Here is a 20,736-nt window from a genome sequence, read left to right on the forward strand (position 1 = left end):
TCCTTCCCTCCAATCCTATTTTGAAAATTTGATATTCGGCTTTTTCGAGACATCCTCACCGCCGAAGAATTTCTTCGACAGTTCCGTAATCGTTCCGTCTTCCTTCATTTTTGCAAGAGCGCCATCGATTTTTTTCTTTAATTCCTGATTATCCTTTTTCATGATCATTCCCCCATTGCTAGGTGAAAAACGAATGTGAGGCTCTATCATTATATTTAATTTAGAATAATAGGCAATCGCAAGCTTTTGTAGATAATAGTCATTTAAAATGACATCCGTTCTGCCAGTTGAAACATCTCTTAGGTATTGATCATTCGTTGCGTTGTCATAAATAACTTCTTCGGCACCATGCTTGCGGGCAATCGCCATATAAGTTGTAGTAGCTTCACCAGCTGCTTTTTTTCCTTTTAAATCTTCTAAAGAATGTATGCCAGAGCTGTCACTTTTTCGAACAATGGCAGAACCAAAGGAATATTTATATGGAGTAGAAAAGGCAAATTTCTTTTCTCGATCCTTTGTAATGGCAATGTCGTTTGCCGCAAGATCTACTTTTCCGCTATTAACGGATGTAAGCATACCATCAAATCCCATTTCTACAAACTTCACTTTCAAGCCAAGTCTTTTCGCTACTTCACGAACTACCTCCACATCATAGCCCGTTAGTTTATCAGAATTGGAATCATGAAAAGAAGCAGGATAAAGAGTTCCAGATGTTGCCACGGTAAGTTCACCCTTCTTCTCTATTTTATCCCATGCTGATTGCTTTTGATTTTCTGCTTTATTGCCTCCACATGCTGCAGTTATCAGCATTACCGCTACAAGAAGCAGTATAATAGGAAGGCGTTTAATAGTATGTACTTTTAACATGCTATGTCCCCCAATATTATTATTTCAGCTTAAAACATAGCATTGAACTTGGAATTATGCAATGGTAATATTATTAGACAGAATTTTAGAATTATAAAGGCCAATTCAGCATTGAATTGGCCTTTCCTTTATTTAATTTCTACAACAAACGGAAAGGTTCGTACTTTCCCATTTTGTTTGAATTCTGTCCAGATTTTATATTTCCCAGGCTTTGCAAATTCTGTTTCAAATACAGGATCCACTTCATTTTTGGGGTGGACATGAATATATTTTTCGCCATCTTCATCCAGAATGACGACATGTCCAACCGCGCCTAAATAAGGTTCAAGCTGACTTCTATCTAGTTCAAATGTTAAAGTTACTGGTTTGGATGCTTGCATTGTATTCAACTTTAATGACACTGTTTGGTGATCTACTGTTTTTGTTAAAGATTTATCAGCAACAAGAGAAGCATGATTATGTGTTCCAGCTTCATGACCAACTTGGAATGAAACAGGTTCAACATTATAAGCTAAATCCTTCGGCTTAATATCAATGAATGCTTTATAAGTGCCATCTGGCAACGCTTTTTTTATGCTGAATTCCCCATTTTCAAGCTGCTTCGGATGCAAATGATAAAAGTGCTGCAATGAATTATCCACAATAATTAAATGAAGCAGCTTCTCGTGATTTACCTCTAAATCTCTCCCTGTTTTCCCTTTTAAATCCTTAATAGATAGGGTCATTAAACCATTCGAATAGTTTAAGGCTGTTTGTACCTCGCTTTTACCATGTGAATCTTCATGCATATGGCTCATACCTTCATCCGGATGGTTCATATCAGCTTGAGTTTTATCGGTAAAAAATTGCGCATATGCTGTATAGCCCCCAATAACAATGGCTAAGTATAAAATAGCTGCAACGGCCCATTTTTTCACGTTCAACACATCCCTCATAGTTTAACTCTCTGTAACCGCAGTGCATTTAAAACAACGGAAACAGAACCAAATGCCATGGCGGCACCAGCCAACCATGGTGCCAGGAACCCTAATGCTGCAATAGGGATTCCGAGTGTATTATAAGCAAAGGCCCAGAACAGGTTTTGTTTAATATTGCGGATTGTTTTTCTGCTCATAATGATAGCTTCAGCAATCGAATTTAAATTACCGCGCATTAGTGTAATATCAGCAGCTTCCATTGCGATGTCTGTACCAGTCCCAATGGCCATACCTATATCAGCTGTTGCAAGAGCTGGCGCATCATTTAATCCGTCTCCCACCATGGCAACCACCTTCCCTTGTTCTTGAATTTTCTTCACTTCAGCGGCTTTACCTTCAGGGAGTACCTCTGCAATGACAGAGTCAATTCCAACCTCCCTTGCAATAGCTTGGGCAGTTCGCTCATTATCTCCTGTAATCATGACGACCTCGAGACCAAGATTCTTTAATTGAGTAATTGCTTGTTGGGAGGATTCTTTTACGGTATCTGCTACAGCGACAATTCCAGAGTATGATCCATTAATGGCCACCAACATGGCTGTTTTTCCATGCTCCTCCAAATGAACCATAGTTTTTTCATTTGCTTCTCCAATTTGTATATGATGCTTAGCCATTAGTTTGCGTGTACCGATCATTACAACCTGTTGATTAATGGTTGCTTGGATACCATAGCCAGGTATAGCTTCAAATTCCTCAGCTGGAAGCAAGGTAATATCGCGATCTCTAATGCCTTGCACAATTGCCTCAGCAAGCGGATGCTCGGATTTTTTTTCTGCAGAGCCAACAAGCTGTAAAAATTCCTCTTCATTCTGATTGCTTTCTATAAAAACATTCGTTAAAACTGGCTTCCCATTTGTTACTGTCCCTGTTTTATCCAATAAAACAGTAGTAATTCGATGAGTTTGTTCAAGATGCTCTCCGCCTTTAAATAAAATCCCCGCCTCTGCTGCACGTCCTGATCCAGCCATGATAGAAGTTGGTGTAGCTAAGCCTAATGCACATGGACATGCTATTACTAATACTGCAATTAGCTTTTCTAGTGCAATAGTAAACTCACCGGGGCTGATAAATAGGAACCACACAAGGAACGTAATTGCTGCTAATCCTACAACAATTGGAACAAAAATACCGGAAATTTGGTCGGCTAGTCTTTGAATTGGCGCTTTGGATCCCTGTGCTTCTTCTACTACTTTGATGATTTGTGCTAAGGCTGTATCTCTTCCAACCTTTGTTGCCTTCATTTTTATAAATCCATTTTTATTAATGGTTGCTCCAAATACCATATCACCGATCATTTTGTCCACAGGTACACTTTCGCCTGTTAGCATGGATTCATCAATGGCAGACTGTCCCTCCAGAATCTCCCCATCGACTGGAACTTTTTCACCAGGCTTTATTAGAATGAGGTCACCTTGTATAACTTCTTCCAGAGGTATTTCTATTTCTTTTCCGTCTCTTAAAACAGTTGCTGTATTCGCTTGCAGTCCCATCAGTTTTTTTATCGCTTCAGAAGAACGTCCTTTTGCACGAGCTTCAAACAGTTTTCCTAAAATGATTAAGGTAATGAGGATCGCACTAGTTTCAAAATAAAGCTCTGGCATATGACTGTCCGACCAAATAGATCGAATGATAGAATACACGCTGTATAAATAAGCCGCTGAAGTTCCTAATGCAACCAACACATCCATATTGGCACTCTTATTTCTCAGTGCCTTATATGCTCCAACATAAAACTGCTTCCCTATGATGAATTGGATGGGGGTGGCTAAAGCGAACTGAACCCAGGGGTTCATAAATGCATCTGGTAAATAGATGAACGATGTAAAGGAAAAATGACTAACCATCGCCCATAATAACGGGATGGACAATATAAGCGAAAAAACAAACTTGCCTTTTTGCTTTGTAATTGCCATTTCTCGATAGTCTAGTGTTTCTTCCTTGTTATCTTCTCTCAGAAAAGCTTGATAGCCAAGCTTCTCTACTTTCTCTATCATATCCTGTAATGTAGCCTGTTCGGAAAGATGCTCGACAGTAGCTGTCTCTAATGTTAGGTTAACGGAAGCGTTCGTTACTCCAGAAATCTTTTTCAATCCTTTTTCAATCCTAGTTGCACATGCTGCACACGTCATTCCCACAATGTGAAGTTCTACTTTTTGAGTTGCAATACCATATCCTAATGCCTCAATTTTCTTCTCGACATTTTCCATATTTGTTATATCACTATCAAATTTTACGGTAGCCTTTTCAAGGGCAAGATTGACAGTAGCGTTCTCAATACCCTCCAGCTTGTTTAGGCCTCTTTCAATTCTTGTTGCGCAAGCTGCACAGGTCATACCTGTAATTGGTAATTGAATTTCCTTCAATGTTGCCTGAGTCACTTTATCCACCTTCTTCATTTTTACCAGAGGTTATTTTCGCCTCGATTGTTTAAAATCCAAAAGCAGGCTTTAACCTGTTGCTTTTGGTATAAGTTCATCAACCCGTATAACTTAATGCTTCGTGCATCTTTTCGTAAGAACATTTGCAAAAATTTTTAGAAACTTTGACCCCAGATTAAAGTCCAATCGCAACAAAGCCTTGCCTGGAAACGGCTATTAGATTGGTCCATAAGAGGAATTCAAATGGACATTTTTCTCGGTCACCAACTCATTTTGTCCATTAGAGTTGGTTTATGAGACATTTCTCTCTGTTTCCCAGTTGATTGACACTCTAAGGGACATTTCCCACCGATTCTTCCCTCATTTTATCCATTTGACAAGTAATGAACGATAACTTACTATACCCCGGTACCCTATATAAAAAGGTAAAAAAAATAAGTAATGAAACTTATTTTTTATGAATTGCTTACAAGAACTTTTTCGACATCATAGCCTTGTTCATCAATAGTTTCTTTAATTTCCTTTAGGGAAACAGCATCTTCTGCATATGCTACGTTCACAAGCCCGTTAGCAAGATCCACCTTAACCGCACTAACTCCGTTAAGCTCTCCAACACTTCCTTCAATTGCCTTTACACAATGACCACAAGACATACCATTAACCTTGAGTGTTATATTTCCCATCGTTATCCCTCCGATTATTTTTTCATTAATTTCTGGATGGTTACCAGTACTTCATCTAATACTTCCATATCGCCTTCTTGAATTCTTTCTACGACACAATTCTTCATATGCCCCTCAAGAAGGATTTTAGCTACACTGTTAATTGCAGATTGAGTAGCGGAAATTTGAGTGATGACATCATCGCAATACGTATCTTTCTCAATAAGCCCTTTGATGCCGCGAATTTGACCTTCAATTCGATTTAAACGGGTGATTAAATTTTTCTTTACGGCTTCAGAATGATGGCTTCTTCTCTCCTCATTAGGAGAACAATGTACTTCCAATTCTAGATTTTCCATTTGCTTCACCCCTTATTCTTAAATTACCATACCCCCCTACCCTATGTCAACTAAGAAAAGTAAATTTTCGAAAATTAGGCTTGTCCCATTTTACATGGATAAACCTTTAGCAAATAAAGGTTTATTTTTTCATAAGCTTCTGAACGGTTGTTAACACTTCATCCAATACTTCCAGATCACCTTCCCGTATACGCTCTACCACACAGCTTTTCATATGGCCCTCTAACAATATTTTTGCCACGCTATTTAATGCTGACTGAGTTGCGGAAATTTGCGTGATGACATCATCACAATAGGTATCTTTTTCAATTAATCCTTTTATCCCTCTAATTTGCCCTTCGATTCGATTTAAACGGGTCATTAAGTTTTTTTTCACTTTATCAGAATGGTGTGAGGAACGTAACTCATCGATCTTTAAAATGTCTTCTTTTTCCTCTAATTCCATGAACGATACCCCCATTCCGTATTCATATCATCCAATTGATGTCCTTTTATTGTATGCAATTAAAATAAAATGTTATGTACTTTTATGTTTCTTATCATATAAAAAAGACTGATCACCATAAGGATCAGTCTACGAATTTAAAAATATTTCTTTTTCCAAAAAATAAAGGCAATTGTGGATGCTAGAAAAACGGAAACTAATATTGCTGATAAAAATCCATGTGAAAAATGCTCCAGGCCAAATGGGAGAGGAACGTTCATTCCTAGGAAGCTTGCCACCATGGTCGGGAAGGCTAAAATAATAGTGATGGAAGTTAAAAACTTCATAACGATATTAAGATTGTTTGAAATGATCGATGAAAATGCATTCATCATACTAGTTAAAATGGAACTATATGTGGCAGCCATTTCTATCGCCTGCGTATTTTCAATAATAACATCCTCTAAAATATCTTCATCTTCTTCATACATTTTCAAATATTTTATTCGAAGAATTTTATCTAATACCATTTTATTGGACTTTAAAGATGTAGTGAAATATACCAAACTTTTTTCTAAAGCTAATAAAGAGTATAATTCCTTATTCTTCATCGATGTTTGATGAAGCTCACGCTCAACCTCATCTGTTTTTTTATTAATTTGCTTGAGATAACGCAAATAATAGGATGCAATGACAAAAAGTACTTGTAAAGCAAAGCGAGTTTTTTTATACGTATAAAATTCTTTAATTTTATTATTCTTGAAGTCAGTTAAAACAGGTGTTTCCTTTAATGAAATCGTAATGAAGCAGTCATCCGTTAAGATCATTCCTAATGGTAAAGTTTCATATACGGAATAACCGGATTCATCCTTCACAATGTATGGGTAATCAATAATGATAAAAACATCCCCATCTTCCTTTTCAATACGGGATCTTTCTTCATCATCGAGTGCGTCACGAATAAAATCAACAGGGACATTCGCTTCCTTTGCGACTTTTTGAATTTCCTGCTCATTAGGAGAGCTTAGGTTAATCCAACAGCCTTTTGTGATTTCATCCACCACTTCCAGTTTTCTAGCTTCTGTTGTTTTGTAAATTTCAAGCATAAATTACCTCCTCTCATATCTAGAGGAAGTCATTGTACCTTCATCAGAGTGGATATTCAGTTATTACCATTTCCTTGTGATGGTAGATTCTTGACTTCCTCGTAATTACTTGGTTCAGGACCATTGGAATCCAAATATACCAACTCCTTTACAGTATGCTTCATGTTAATCTTATACCCAAATGCATTAAAGGACAATGGAAAAAAAAATCATTTTATTTTCTGACTTTCATTTCAGTTTATGAAATGGAAATAATTTTGTACTTAAGAATGGAAACTTTAATGCTGATTGCTTTTTTGATGAATGTTTTTTTATATTTAAATTGGTATTATGACCATTTGAAAAAACTATACAAAACAGCGCAAAGAAAAAATAAAGGAAATAAAGCAAGATGCCTTATTCCTTTATCTTCATTTTTACTGCTGATTAATATTTATATTTTTTATATAACACATTCAGATATTGGGGCGCAGGTGTTTTAAACGGTTTGATACTGGATTTTTTTCCATCCCACTTTTTTACTACGTACGTTGAAAATTTGTACTTTTCATCCTTCATAATCGTAATGTGTACAGATTGATCCTTATTAGTATATTTTCTTATATTTGAACTTAATTCGGACCTCTCACTAGTATTAATAAAACCTATTACACTAAGATAAGGTCCAGCACCGGGGATAAAACTAGCTCCTAACCACGCAAGTCCTTCTTTTACACTTGCCTCACTTTTAGATGCATATATTCGAGCTTCTTTTGGCTTCATATAAAGATCAACAACAGTAGAGCTAAGCATTGAGTACTACAAGCTCCATAATGGGATTTGATTAACGCACCTTTTACTGTTTGAGTATTGTTATTATTTAGTGTGAAACTTAGAATGCTAAATCCAATGATACAGGCTAGAAAAATTTTAAAGCAATTTTTCATTTTTAAATGGCCCCTTCCATGAACATTTCACTCATGTATACTTTACAATATTTACCTTTAACCAAGAAGAAAAAAATATTATTTTTTTCAAATTGAGAAAATATGCCTATAAACATGGAGGGGATTGAAGTACAGGAAAAATCATTTGTAATCAATAAGAAAATGAATGCTTATCTTTCATTTAAATATATCCTTTTATAAAACTCCTCAGGGATCGAAGCCAGCAGCCTTGTCGGTTTCCCAATGCTTGTAATGAATAGCCGGTGCATAGCTCTTGTGCAGATTGTGTATAGCAGTTTTCTTTCTGATTCTTTATGATAAATTTCATCAGAAGCATTCAGTACGATGACACTGTCGAATTCCAGCCCTTTTGCAAGGTAGGAGGGGATTACAATCACACCTTCGTTGAACTCTCTTGTTTCCATTCCTAAAAGGGTAACTTCCATTCTCATTTGCAAATATTTATAAGCTTCCTCACATTGTTGCATTGATTTTCCGATGATGGCTACTGTATTACTTTTCGTTGAAAGCCGCTTTGCCTCCTCATATACAGCTTCCAGCATTCCATTCTTATTATTCGTAACGAGAACCTCAGGTAGTTCTCCGTCCCTTTCAAATAGTTCCACTTCTTCTCCATCTGCTAAAATAGCCTTTGTAAAACGGGTAATCGGCAGAGTAGAGCGATAGCTTTTCTTTAAATAGACAATCTCGCTTTTTTCTTGACCAAAAATTTCCTCTGCTAATTTTATTTTAGATGTATGGTCCGCCCCATGAATCGATTGATTAATATCACCCAGCATCGTAAATTTACTGTAAGGAAATAAAAAGCGTAAATAAGCAAGCTGTATTGGTGTATAATCTTGAATTTCATCTATAAAAACATATTTCATAGATGTTTGCGACTTTTTTCCTTCTATTAAATCAGACAAATACATAAACGGAACAGCATCTTCCATTTGTATTTGCCTATTTCGCAGTTGTTCAATAGTCTGGGAGCGAATTCTTTGCCATTCCGAATGAGATATACCATATCTACTTAGATCGAGCAAGTTAGGTATTTGCTCTAGGAAATGAAGATATTGGGCTTTTTTATGAAAGAATCTGTATTGCCTCACACTTCTTTTCAGTTTTTTAAAAAAACGACCAACTATTTGCTTCGCAAGAAAGGACTTTTCTTGCGTAAAAGAATCAAAAACGTCATCCTTTTTATTTGACTTTATGCTTTTAAAGGCTTCGAGGAAATCTTCTTTGTCCATTAGCTCCATTTCCTCCTCTACCCATTCTTCCTCTTCCTCTTCCCTTGCTTTTTCATCCAATACTTTTAACAGCTGCTTTGCCACTAGTGGAAAGCGGTTTGGAAGGGAATAAGAACCATCATAGGAATAAAGCAGTTCTGAGATTTCTTGTTTGGAAATTAACTGCTTTCCGCGGAAAACAATATCGCGAAAGCATACACCATTTTCCGGGAGTTCCTTCACATACCGTTCAATCGCATGGTAAAAATCGATGCTTCCTTTTATAGTAATAGCCTTTTCTCTAATATTAGCTTGTTCCTCCCCTTTGAGACGATTCTCAAATTGCTCAAATAGACTCTCGACTTCGAGATCCTTGCCAATTCTATGTCGGGAATAATCATAAAAGGTGGTCTGCACCATGTTGTTTTCCCCGAGTTCTGGTAGTACCTTTGAAATATAGCTATTGAATAATGGATTCGGGGAAAATAGAATAATTTGCTCTGAACTAAGCGATTCCCGAAAGTGATACAAAAGAAAAGCAATTCTTTGCAATGCCACAGAGGTTTTCCCACTTCCTGCAGCGCCTTGCACGAAAAGAAGCTGACTTTTAATATCTCGAATAATTTTATTTTGCTCCTTTTGAATAGTGGCAACAATGCTTTTCATATGTGTATTTGCTTTCGCACCCAGTATTTCCTGAAGCATTTCATCTCCAATCGTAACACCTGTATCAAACATTGACTGAATAATGCCATCTCGAATAAGGAACTGCCTTTTCAATTCCATTTCCCCAAAGCGCTTACCTTCAGGTGTTTTATACGATACCGGTCCTGGTATGCCATCATAATAAATGCTTGAAATAGGAGCACGCCAGTCGTACACAAGGTATTGATCCTGTTCATCTAAAAAGGAAGCAATTCCGATATAAATTTGTTCTAAAGGCTCATCTTCCTCCCGAAAATCCACTCTTGCAAAATAAGGAGAAAATGCTAGCTTCTGAAGTGTTTTCACGTTTTCTTCCACATGTCCATAGCTTCGTTCCCGTTCGGAAAGTAATTCCGCCTGTTGCTTGATACTTGTTATTGTTTCAATAACATCATCTGGCTCATCGAAATTTACCGTTACATCCTCCCAGAAATTATTTCGAATTTCTTCGGCCTGCTGCTTGACATTTTCCGCACGCGATACTAATTCCTTTATATGATTCTTTACTTTTTTTGTTGTGTAGTCTACTCTTTCCTGCTCCTTAGTCCATTCTGTTGTATGATTTTCCATGAAAACACCTCCGAGAGAAAATAGTTGACATCATATTCATTTTGTGTTAGTGTTATTATAGGATATTTATATCTAGTAATAATAATCGTGTCAACCAACTTTTATCATACCATATTTAAATGGTATATACCATACTATTTCCGTGAGACTTTTTAAAGAAGTCTTTTTTGTTTTCTAATTTTAAACAGGAAACAATCAACTAACCAATATTCAAGGTAACAACGCTTCTGTAGTCCCCTCTTAGTATGACCCCTAATCCGTCGTTTTCTATCCCTTTTTAAGAAAAAATTAAGTTACATATCTCATAATCATAGTAAATTTATTTTCGAGGAGAATGACTTATGAGAAAAACGAGAAAAATTCATTATTGGATTGGCATAATTGCCTCGGTATTTTTATTTATCGAATCCGTTTCAGGCATTTATTTGTATTTTCAGGAGAAAGGTAGAGAAAATACGTTCAGCGATAGGCAGGCGTTTTTCCAGCAGCAACGCTCCAACATTCAACATCAGCGAGGAGCCAATTCCAATAGCTCCGAACAAAATAATAGGTCTTCCTTCAGCGGTCAACAACCACCTTTTAATCGAGGAGAAATGAATTTTAACAGACAAGGGAATATGAATTCGTTTGGAATGACATTAAGGCAATTACACAGCGGCATTATCGGCTTAATTGCAGGTATTGGAATGCTGATCATGACGGGTACAGGCCTAGTATTATCAGTGATCATTGCCCGCGCAAATAGGAAGAGGAAAACTAGAGACGCTTAAATGAGAAAAGCACAAGCGCCTTGCTTATCGGCGTACGGATGAGTGAAATTTGCAGTGTAATTTCACCTTCGTAGTCTTTGACTGAGATAAAGGAGATACAGCGAGGTATTTCACGAGCTATTGAAAATGGAACTACCATTTTCACCAAGTGAAATTAGTAGTGTAATTTTACCAAGTGAAATTAGTAGTGTAATTTTACCAAGTGAAATTAGTAGTGTAATTTTACCAAGTGAAATTAGTAGTGTAATTTTACCAAGTGAAATTAGTAGTTTAATTTTACCGAATGAAATTAGTGGTGTAGTTGCAGCTGATGTTGACTTATCGTAGGGAGGAGACGTAGAAATCCGCTAGCCGATAGGCGCTGGAGCTAGACAAGAGTAAACTTATTAATTAATTCCATATGGTAATAAACTTATACTTTTTTACATTTTGAATGAAGAGGTGACTAATCGTCACCTCTTTTTATTACTTTTTCTTTTTAGAAAACAAAATCTCAAATTTCGTTCCTTTGCCAAGTTTGCTCTCTACTTTTATTTTTCCAGCATGCTTATCCACAATCCATTTGGCAATCGATAAGCCGAGTCCAAGGCTTTCTGATTTCGTTCTAGATTTATCCACTTGATAGAAACGGTCAAAAATATGCGGAATATTATCCTCCTTGATTCCTATCCCGTTATCTTTAATCGTCAAACCAATATGATTTTTCGTTTCAAAGCACGACAACTCTATCCATCCATTTTCTCCTGTGTATTTCATGGCATTATCTAGCAAGATTACAATCAACTGATGAATGCGATCACGGTCGCCGCAAAAGGTAATCGGCGGTGCAGAAATTAAGGCAATCGTCTTCCCTTGAAAGGAGGCTACCTCTGAAAAATGATCCACAATATCTCTGAGCAATTCATCTAAATAAAATTCTTTTCTTTCTATTTCAATTTCATTGGAATCTGATCTCGCTAAGGTTAATAAATTGGACACCAGCTTTGCTAACCGCCGGCATTCTTTCAATATAATCGAGATATCTGGTAATTTATCCTGTATGGTCGCTTCCGGTGTCCGCAATAATAAATCTCCACGTGTTTGAATAACTGCTAGAGGGGTTCTTAGCTCATGGGAAGCATCCGATACAAATTGTTGTTGTTTCTCCCAAGCATTTTTAATGGGACGTAATGCCCTCCCCGCCAAGAACAATCCTGCGGCAATGGCAAGAACTATTCCAATTATGCCACCAATAAACATCATCATTAGCAGACGGTGCAATATATTTTTTTCGATATCCACATTACGAATAAATTGTAGCTTTACGGGCTGATTATTTAACTCCGCTCGAATCGCTATGGTATGAAAGGAAAAGCCTTTAACCTCTACTTGCTGAATAGAATTCAAGGTGCGAGGTATAAAATCATTTAGATCGTCCCCTTGTATGTCATCCTTATTCAACAACTCATTGTTCTCTTTCCAAATTAAAACAGTAATATTATTACGAGGATTTCTGTCTGGACCAATAAACTTCGGAATTTCACCTGTCATGCCAACCCGTCTGACCATATCTTGTAAGGAGTTATCCGCATCTCTATACACATATACTCCAATATAAGAATATATCATGCTTCCTAAAATACTTATTATTAGAATAAATACAATGGAATTAAGTATCGTTAGACGTATCCGTGTTTTTTTAAACATTTTTTACTCCTTAAATTGTTTCAGTATATACCCAACCCCACGAACATTTTGAATATCTTTATGGTAGCCGAAAACCTCTAGCTTTTTCCGAAGATGATGAATATAAACTTCTACAATCGCAATGGTTGTATCGGAATCAAATCCCCAAATCCGATCATAAATTTGTTCTCTTGTTAAAATCTTTCCTTGGTTTTGGATTAGGTATTCCAATAGCTCGTACTGCTTTATCGTTAATCTCAATGGAGTTCCATCCACTTTTATTTCCTGCTCTTTGCCAAAAAGCTCCACTCCTCGATAACAAATCGTATGATCAATGGTTAAACTGCCGCTTCTTCGCAACAATGCTCTAATTCTCGCAGTGAGTTCAGGGGCTTGAAACGGTTTTACTAAATAATCGTCCCCGCCAATCTCAAGACCAGTTACACGGTCCTCTAATGCATCCTTCGCGGTGACAAAAAGAACGGGGGTCATAATTCGATCTGCACGTAGCTTTTTTAAGATTTCGAATCCATTTATTTCCGGCAGCATGACATCGAGGATAATAGCATCATAAATATTTTGATAGGCAAGAAATAGGCCCTCTTCTCCATCCGTGGCAGATTCTATTTCATACTCATCAGCTAATATTTTTTTCATTGATTCTAATAAATCTACATTATCTTCCACAATTAATATTTTCATTGCTATATGCGACCTCCATTTTCATCATTTTATCAGATATACAAATGTTCATAAAATATATCCCATGGAAAAACGATTGCGTTCTATACGCAACCGTTTCATTTTACTCGAATCTTAAAGCATGTATTGGATGGAGCTTCGATGCTTTGTTTGCAGGAAATACGCCAAATACAACACCGACCAACAAAGAAAACATGAAAGCAACTCCAATTACAGGAAGTGAGTATGCTACTGCTGAACCAGTGATAGAAGCATATGTTTTAATGGCAATAAAACCTAATCCTATTCCTATAACACCCCCCATCGCACTGAGAACGACTGATTCAATCAAAAATTGAGTAAGAATATCCTTTCTCTTTGCACCGATAGCTTTCCGAATACCAATCTCCTTTGTCCGTTCTGTAACGGAAACAAACATAATATTCATTATCCCAATACCGCCTACAAGTAAGGAGATACTGGCAATTCCACCAAGCATCATCGTCATTGTTTTCGATACAGAGCTCATCGTATCCATTAGATCTTGCTGGTTTACAACACTATAACTATCTTGATTATGAAAAATAGAATAAAGAGATCGCTCTAGCATATTTTGTACGAAGGCCAACTGATTCTCTGAATGTGCTTGCACATATACCGTTTGGACATTTAACGATGCCAGAACTCTCTCTGCAGTGCTAAGAGGAACGATAATAACATTATCGCCGCTTGTTCCAATGGAGCTGCCTTTTGACGTTAGAACCCCGACAATTTTAAAGGAGGTCCCATTTATTTGCACATATTTGCCTACCGGATTATCCGTTCCAAACAGTGACTGTGCAGTTTCAGACCCTAATACAGCTACCTTCATGCGAAACTCATTATCAATATCAGCTAGGAAGCGTCCATTTGATACAAGAGTATTTCGAATTGTTTTATAGGATGATGTCGTTCCAATCATGCTTACCTGTGCAGATGTTCGGCCATTCTTTGCGGTTATTCGTCCTTGAACAGCAGGCGCAATTTCTTTGACTCCGGGAACTTTCTTTAAACCTTCCGCATCTGCTTCTTTAAAATCAGCCGATCCCGAATCCAAAATATTTACGGATAAAAGATTCGTCCCAAGACTATTGATTTGATCCGTAACCGTTTTTGTAGAGGATTGCCCAATGGAAACAAGGACAATAACCGAAGATACACCGATAATAATCCCCAGCATGGTTAGAAAAGCTCTAAGCTTGCTGCTTTTAATATTTCTTAAAGCCATCTTAATGGATGGAAGAAGCTTCACGAAGACCTCCTCCTTTCTCAAATAATTTGCCATCCTTAATTTGCACAATTCTTCTTGCCTGCTGTGCAACCTCTAAATCATGGGTGATTAAAATGATGGTGTGACCCATTTCGTTTAGCCCTTTCATTACATCTATAATCTCACTGCTTGTTTTACTATCGAGAGCTCCCGTTGGTTCATCCGCAAGTAGAATAGGCGGATTGCAAACGAGAGCCCTAGCAATTGCGACACGCTGTTGCTGCCCTCCAGATAGCTGGGTTGGGAGATGTGTAGAGCGATCAATTAGCCCTACCTTTTCCAAACATTCACTTGCAATCTTTTTTCTTTCCTGAGTAGGAACTCCTCTATACAACAGTGGCAATTCTACATTCTCTAATGCTGTTAATTTAGACAGTAGATTAAAATTTTGAAAGATAAAACCAATCTTTTGGTTACGAATGACGGCAAGCTGATTATCATTCATCTTTCCGACATTTTTGGCTTCTAGTAAATATTCTCCGGAGTCAGGCTTATCTAAGCAGCCAATCATATTCATGAGAGTGGATTTACCGGAGCCGGAAGGACCTATGATAGCTAAAAATTCCCCGGACTGGATCTCTAGGGATATACGATGGAGAGCTGTCACTGTTTCTCCGCCAATTTTATAGGATTTCACCATCTTTTGAATGGAAATAAGCGGTTCTGTCATGATTAATTGCCTCCTCCAGTTTTCATACCTCCGCCGTTATTGCCCCAATTACCACGGTTCACTCGGTTCATGCCTCCCATTTCACCCATGCCTCCGAAGCCGCCCATGCCACCAAAGCCACGCATATTACTAACACCATTGGAAGAGCTTTTTGCAATCGCTGGAAGTTGGACCTGTTCTCCCTCTTGTAATCCGCTCGTTATTTCTACATAACTGTCATTATTGATGCCTGTTTTCACCACTTGACTTGTAACACCTTGTTGTCCGTTAGAACCTTTTACCAAAACAAATATTTGATTTCCGTTCGTATGAACAGCTTCTACTGGAACATATAAAACATTATCTTTACTAGCTGTTAAAATTTTTGCTTCCGTTGTCATTCCAACCTTTAGATATTTCGGACTGGAGAGATGAATCGTTACGTCGAAGGTTGAAACTCCATTTGAAACATCCCCTTCTTGCGCAATATCTTTAACTTTTCCCGAGAAGGTCGTATTCGGAAATGCGCTCGCCGTTACTTCAGCCTTTTGACCCTTCTTAATTTTCGGAATATCCAATTCATCTATTTTTACAGTTGTTTGAAGATCCTTATAGTTTGTAATATGTGCGACGACTGTGCCGCTATTGACTCTATCCCCGCTTTCCACCGTTAAGGAAGTGACAGTCCCTTTAATGGGTGCCGTAATAGGGTCGCTGCCATCAGTAAAGGTTACGAGATTTTGTCCTTTTGTTACCGCTTCATTTGCAGATACTAAAACTTCATCTATTACACTATTGGTGCTTGCCTTAACATCTTCTGTGCTGGCTGATTCTACAGATCCCGACCCGCTGATTTTCACTTGCAGCTTACCCTTTTGAACCGTTGCAATAGGGTTCGTATCTGCAAGCACTGGATTTTGGTTTTGCTTATTGCTGAAGTAATACCATGTTCCGCCTCCGATTAAAAGAACTACAATAATAATAGAAATAATCCACTTTTTCACTTGTCATAACTCCTCTCCAAAATAAAAATAAGCCTTCGCCTTGTTTGCGATAAGCTTATTATGGAGAGGAATTCTTAAATTTTGCTTAAATAATATATTTTTACTTTAGTAGATCGGCTATATCTTCTTCTGAAATGGGCTTATCCATTAAATAATAGATATTATTAATGATGATTTCTTCCCTCAAAAACGTGACATTTATTTGTTTGTTGCCATAATAAAGATTGGCATTATAAATATATCCTTTTGTTTTATCATGATTATACATTTCTTTATACTGTCTTTCATTCAATAGCAGATGAAATGCTTGTATTTTATCTTTTTTCGATAAATTTTCTCGTTTCCCATTTCTGCCATCCACAAAAACTACTTTTGTTAAAGACTTCTTACCAACAATCTCCGTAAAGTGCTTACTTTCTCTGGATGTAGTTTGAGAGCATCCGCAAATCAATAGAAAACCAATCGATATCCATATTAATAGAAAGTACTTCATTTTGTCCCCCTTATTCCCTACGAAAGATTGTTTTTCATGTTTCCATTAAACCATACTTCTTTCGAAACCGGTGCAATATTTTTACCCAGCTTTTCGAGAATACCGCAAGGAAGAAGACATTAGAGATGGCATGTGCGATATCGAAATATATGCTTGCAGCATAGTAAGCAATGAATTGGGAAAAGGTGATCGTTTGAAAAATGGAGACTACATAGGAGAGATTCATCATCCAGCCGAATAATATTCCGGCGATAAATCCGAAAATACATCTTGGAATCGCTTTTCTCATGAACCATGTATGTTTCAAAAATCCAGCTGCCAATCCAATCATTCCCCAAGCATACATTTGCCACGGTGTCCATGGGCCTTGTCCAAGGAAGAGATTTGACACTAAGGCAGCAAGAGCCCCGACGACAAATCCGCTTTCTGCACCTAAGGCAATCCCAGTAACTATAATTACAAAAGTTGTCGGTTGTACGCTCGGAATAGATGCAAAGGGAATACGGCTTACGGCTGCAACTGCTGCCAGAACCGCTAGCATGACAAGCTCCCTTCCCGTAACTTTACGGCGTTCAAAACGAATGAATAATGGAAGAAACGTACAAATCATGAACAAAATGCTTACGAGTAAATAATGATGGGCAGCAATCAGTTGAAAAGCTATTAAGATAAAAAATAGTAATACGATTAAAAATATTAGGAGCGATCGAGGACGTGCCATACTTTCCTAGCCTCCTCTACTGTTAGAACTTCCGGAACATGACTGTCTCTTGTTATTCGATTAACTACCGTAGTATAAAATGCATTTCCCCGAAAAAATTCCTGCGGTGAAGCTATGGAGGTAATATTTCCTTGGAACATCATCGCACATCTGGTTGCATATTGTGCGGCAAATTCAATATCATGGGTAACCATTATAACCGTCAGTCCATTATTTTGAAGCGATTTCAACAGGTTTCCTAATTTTATTTTCGCTTCCGGATCCAATCCCTTTGTCGGCTCATCGATTACCAATATTGAAGGCTTGGAAAGCATGACACCCGCAAGAGCAGCCTTTTGAACCTCGCCGCCGCTTAAATCATATGGATGCCGATCTTTTAATTCTATTAAATCAAATGCATCGAGCATTTGTTGTATCTTTCCCTCAGGATCCTGAAGCATAAACCTATCGGCAATCTGTTCGAGTTCTTTATAAATTGTATCCTGTAAAAAGAATAACTTTGGATTTTGCGGTAAATATCCGATTTCAAAAGGAAAGGGTCCTTTTATCTTTTTGCCTTTTAAAAATAATGACCCACGTTGGGGCTTCTGCAAACCGGCGATTATCCTTACTAAAGTTGATTTTCCTGTTCCATTTGCTCCAACAATAGACAGCCATTCCCCTTCATACACATTCAGCGAAAGGTCATTCAATATCCTCTTATGATGCTTATTATATTGAAAGTCAATTCCCTTCAGTTGAATGAGTGGTTTAGAAAATGAATGTATATCGGAGTTAGAATCCGAGGCACCAGCTTCCTCCGCTACTCTTAATTTCTCAATCCAGCGTTTTCCTTCCTTAATAGTAAGTGGAATTTCAGCCTCATTAACGGCTGACGTGCCTTCCAAATATAAAAGGGCACTGCTTGGAAGATAGGAATACATTTTATTGGCAGAATTTCTTCCAATATCATATATAATACCGCGTGGAGTACCATCATACCTTTTTCCACCACGTTCTAAGACGATGACCCTGTCTGCCAGGGAAAATAATTCCTCTAAGCGATGTTCTGCAATGATTACGGTTATCCCGAATTCCTCATTCATGCGATGAAGCATGCCGATAAATTCCTTTGCCGCAACGGGATCTAGTTGGGCTGTCGGTTCATCAAGCAGCAAAATATCAGGCTCCATTAATAACACTGCTGCTAAATTTAATAATTGCTTTTGTCCGCCTGAAAGCTCATGTGTTTTTCGCTCCAACAAATCCTCCAACCCAAAGAAATGAATCATTTCCGCTACTTTTTTACGCATTTCAGCTGTAGGCATTCCAATATTTTCAAGTCCAAAAACGAGTTCCTCCATAACATTGTCCATTACGATTTGGTTTTCCGGATCCTGAAATACCATTCCAATAGCCGTAGCTAGTTTTTCATTTGAAATATCAGCAAGTAATTGTCCATTGTATAAAATTTCCCCAGTCATTTTCCCATGCGGTGCAATTTCCCTTTTCACTAAGCGGAGTAGTGTGGATTTCCCGCTCCCAGATGGGCCGCACAGAACAATAAACTCTCCCTTTGCTACTTTTAAGGATATATTATGTAGCGCTTTCTGATCCTCGTCGGGATATTGAAATGTTATATTTTTCGCTTCCAGTAATGCCATTGAAGTGCCTCTCTTTCCTCGATAACAAGCGGAAATCCGATATATGCGATAAATACGGTAAAATAAAACCATTCTCTTCCTTCTAAAAAAATTGGCTCTAAAATAGGGGTAATAGATAATACGCCATCACCAAGCCACCAGCCAAAAATCCCTAAAGCACTTAAGAGGAAAAGCAAAATAAGTGCCTGCCAATCCCTGTTTTTCATTTGAAAAGGGCTATACTTGCTTCTTTTTCGTAATCCATACCCTCTTGCAGCCATGGAATCTGCGGTTTGCAACGCCTCTTCTAAAGACCATGTAAGTAATATTTGCACGAATTGGATGCCGTTTTTCGAGCGTTGTTTCAGCGATCCATCTTTTACGGAAAGACCCTTGCTTCGCTGGGTCAATTCTATATCCGATAATCTCCTTCTAAGCAGCGGCACAAAACGCATGGAGATCATCGTTAGCAAAGCCCATTGCGGCACCCATTTTGAAAATAAGTACAAAAACTTGTCGGCCGTTACTACTTGATTATAAGAGGTAAATAATACCATTAGACAAAATAGTGATAACGCAAGAATAATACCTTGGATAACAGCTTCAAGCGTAATAGGATTTTCGTGTAAATATAACAAGATATGTGACCCGCGATGATTGGTTAAGGGGGTCAGGAGTAGGAAAAAGACGGAAAGAATTGCAAGCAGCTTCCACCACTTTTTTAGTGTCTCTCCCTTGTCCAAGGAAATATTGAAAAGAATTAGAATAATAGAACCAATAAATAAAAACACCGGATGCTTGTAAAGCATAACCAGTGCTGCTGCTCCCACATAATATAGGAAACAAACGATAGGATGAAATGAACGAATTCCTCTATTCATTTATTTTGAATCCTTTGTATAATCTGTCGTATAATTCCAAACGATAGAGTCCCCGTTTTTAACCGTTTTAATTCCTACACTGCGGTCTAGCTTTATACCATTCTTTGCAACTGTCCAGCCACTTAACGGACCATGGTCAAATTCATAGAGATCACCGATCCCTTCGACGTAGGCGGTAGCGCCGCTTCCTCTTACACTAACAGACGAAATGACCTGCCTTGTGACCGATAAAACCGTGTCTCCGTTATGAATTTCAACCTTTTTCGGTGCTACGAGGGTTTTTTTCAGATCTTTACTGATAATAGATATCGTAACCGTTAATTGCGGTTCTGGTTTATTGGTTGCAGTTTTCGTATTCGATTTTTTTGTAGCGCTACTGTTGTTGTTTGAATTTTTATTTGTATTTTTGTTTGTATTTGTGATTGCTTTTGCAGGTGATTGCTGGCTTTTTTCTGTTGTTGATTTGCTTAGCTTTACATTTTCCTTTTCACTCTCTAATTTTTTGGAAGATGCTGCTTTCTTATTATTAGTTGCTGCTTTATTAGAGTTGTCACTTTTCTGTTCTTTTTTTGATTCAACAGAAGCATTTTCCTTAGGTGTAGAGGATTTCATTTTGGTTTCTGGCTGATTGGCGGGACCTACTGAGTCTTTTTGACAGCCGGCAATGGCGAAAATATAGATGAGAGCAAATAGCATGATGAAGGTTTTTTTTAATATTTTCAACTTTATCCG

Annotated in this window: 21 protein-coding genes; 2 read left to right on the forward strand and 19 right to left on the reverse strand. The window is 37.7% G+C overall.

The genetic code is table 11. The features are described 5' to 3' along the window. Positions 1 to 15 precede the first annotated feature (15 nt). From KHA87_RS12010 to helD, 9 genes are all read right to left on the reverse strand, one after another. Entirely contained in the window at positions 16 to 867 is an 852-nt protein-coding gene (locus tag KHA87_RS12010) for a transporter substrate-binding domain-containing protein (protein WP_213094411.1), read from the reverse strand. A gap of 128 nt (positions 868 to 995) precedes the next feature. Next, complete coding sequence (locus tag KHA87_RS12015) at positions 996 to 1,784, reverse strand: hypothetical protein (protein ID WP_213094412.1); 789 nt, start codon at positions 1,782 to 1,784, stop codon at positions 996 to 998. Between the two features lie 14 nt (positions 1,785 to 1,798). After that, complete coding sequence (locus KHA87_RS12020; protein ID WP_213094413.1) at positions 1,799 to 4,240, reverse strand: heavy metal translocating P-type ATPase; 2,442 nt, start codon at positions 4,238 to 4,240, stop codon at positions 1,799 to 1,801. A 437-nt stretch (positions 4,241 to 4,677) separates the two neighbouring features. Beyond that, positions 4,678 to 4,905 (reverse strand): copper chaperone CopZ, encoded by a 228-nt coding sequence (gene copZ, locus KHA87_RS12025; RefSeq protein ID WP_213094414.1) that lies wholly within the window; start codon positions 4,903 to 4,905, stop codon positions 4,678 to 4,680. 14 nt (positions 4,906 to 4,919) lie between these two features. After that, positions 4,920 to 5,243, reverse strand: coding sequence for a metal-sensitive transcriptional regulator (locus tag KHA87_RS12030; protein ID WP_213094415.1), 324 nt, complete (start codon positions 5,241 to 5,243; stop codon positions 4,920 to 4,922). 121 nt (positions 5,244 to 5,364) lie between these two features. Then, a complete protein-coding gene (locus KHA87_RS12035) occupies positions 5,365 to 5,688 on the reverse strand; it encodes a metal-sensitive transcriptional regulator (RefSeq protein ID WP_249310374.1) in 324 nt (107 codons plus the stop codon). Between the two features lie 137 nt (positions 5,689 to 5,825). Next, a complete protein-coding gene (locus KHA87_RS12040) occupies positions 5,826 to 6,773 on the reverse strand; it encodes a magnesium transporter CorA family protein (RefSeq protein ID WP_213094416.1) in 948 nt (315 codons plus the stop codon). 426 nt (positions 6,774 to 7,199) lie between these two features. Next, positions 7,200 to 7,565, reverse strand: a complete 366-nt coding sequence (locus KHA87_RS12045; RefSeq protein WP_213094417.1) for a hypothetical protein — start codon at positions 7,563 to 7,565, stop codon at positions 7,200 to 7,202. 304 nt (positions 7,566 to 7,869) lie between these two features. After that, positions 7,870 to 10,209 (reverse strand): RNA polymerase recycling motor HelD, encoded by a 2,340-nt coding sequence (gene helD, locus KHA87_RS12050; protein WP_213094418.1) that lies wholly within the window; start codon positions 10,207 to 10,209, stop codon positions 7,870 to 7,872. 341 nt (positions 10,210 to 10,550) lie between these two features. Between helD and KHA87_RS12055 the strand changes: the two genes are divergently transcribed. Together KHA87_RS12055 and KHA87_RS12060 are read left to right on the forward strand one after the other, a co-directional pair. Then, the gene (locus KHA87_RS12055) at positions 10,551 to 10,979 is read left to right on the forward strand and encodes a PepSY domain-containing protein (protein WP_213094419.1); all 429 of its coding nucleotides are present in this window, start codon (positions 10,551 to 10,553) and stop codon (positions 10,977 to 10,979) included. Between the two features lie 126 nt (positions 10,980 to 11,105). Then, on the forward strand, positions 11,106 to 11,306 hold the full coding sequence (locus KHA87_RS12060; RefSeq protein WP_213094420.1) for a hypothetical protein: 201 nt from the start codon (positions 11,106 to 11,108) through the stop codon (positions 11,304 to 11,306). Positions 11,307 to 11,444: 138 nt separating this feature from the next. Here KHA87_RS12060 and KHA87_RS12065 read toward each other — a convergent pair whose 3' ends face one another. From KHA87_RS12065 to KHA87_RS12110, 10 genes are all read right to left on the reverse strand, one after another. After that, on the reverse strand, positions 11,445 to 12,665 hold the full coding sequence (locus tag KHA87_RS12065; protein WP_213094421.1) for a sensor histidine kinase: 1,221 nt from the start codon (positions 12,663 to 12,665) through the stop codon (positions 11,445 to 11,447). A gap of 3 nt (positions 12,666 to 12,668) precedes the next feature. Next, positions 12,669 to 13,346, reverse strand: coding sequence for a response regulator transcription factor (locus KHA87_RS12070; protein WP_213094422.1), 678 nt, complete (start codon positions 13,344 to 13,346; stop codon positions 12,669 to 12,671). Between the two features lie 103 nt (positions 13,347 to 13,449). After that, on the reverse strand, positions 13,450 to 14,616 hold the full coding sequence (locus tag KHA87_RS12075) for an ABC transporter permease (protein ID WP_349305582.1): 1,167 nt from the start codon (positions 14,614 to 14,616) through the stop codon (positions 13,450 to 13,452). Further along, complete coding sequence (locus tag KHA87_RS12080; RefSeq protein ID WP_213094423.1) at positions 14,594 to 15,304, reverse strand: ABC transporter ATP-binding protein; 711 nt, start codon at positions 15,302 to 15,304, stop codon at positions 14,594 to 14,596. The genes KHA87_RS12075 and KHA87_RS12080 overlap by 23 nt, the downstream gene beginning before the upstream one ends. 2 nt (positions 15,305 to 15,306) lie before the next feature. Further along, positions 15,307 to 16,287 carry an efflux RND transporter periplasmic adaptor subunit gene (locus KHA87_RS12085; RefSeq protein ID WP_213094424.1) on the reverse strand — a complete coding sequence of 327 codons (981 nt, stop codon included), beginning with the start codon at positions 16,285 to 16,287 and terminating at the stop codon, positions 15,307 to 15,309. 100 nt (positions 16,288 to 16,387) lie between these two features. Continuing rightward, positions 16,388 to 16,780: a hypothetical protein gene (locus tag KHA87_RS12090; protein ID WP_213094425.1), complete on the reverse strand. Its 393-nt coding sequence runs from the start codon at positions 16,778 to 16,780 to the stop codon at positions 16,388 to 16,390. Between the two features lie 34 nt (positions 16,781 to 16,814). After that, positions 16,815 to 17,501, reverse strand: a complete 687-nt coding sequence (locus tag KHA87_RS12095; RefSeq protein ID WP_213094426.1) for an ECF transporter S component — start codon at positions 17,499 to 17,501, stop codon at positions 16,815 to 16,817. Further along, a complete protein-coding gene (locus KHA87_RS12100; RefSeq protein WP_213094427.1) occupies positions 17,477 to 19,144 on the reverse strand; it encodes an ABC transporter ATP-binding protein in 1,668 nt (555 codons plus the stop codon). Before KHA87_RS12100 ends, KHA87_RS12095 begins: the two co-directional genes overlap by 25 nt. Continuing rightward, positions 19,117 to 20,004 carry an energy-coupling factor transporter transmembrane component T gene (locus tag KHA87_RS12105; RefSeq protein WP_213094428.1) on the reverse strand — a complete coding sequence of 296 codons (888 nt, stop codon included), beginning with the start codon at positions 20,002 to 20,004 and terminating at the stop codon, positions 19,117 to 19,119. The genes KHA87_RS12100 and KHA87_RS12105 overlap by 28 nt, the downstream gene beginning before the upstream one ends. After that, positions 20,005 to 20,727 (reverse strand): DUF4430 domain-containing protein, encoded by a 723-nt coding sequence (locus KHA87_RS12110; protein WP_213094429.1) that lies wholly within the window; start codon positions 20,725 to 20,727, stop codon positions 20,005 to 20,007. It abuts the gene before it with no gap. Between the last annotated feature and the right edge of the window lie 9 nt (positions 20,728 to 20,736).

The organism is Bacillus sp. FJAT-49736 (assembly GCF_018343615.1).
GTDB lineage: Bacteria > Bacillota > Bacilli > Bacillales > Bacillaceae_C > Margalitia.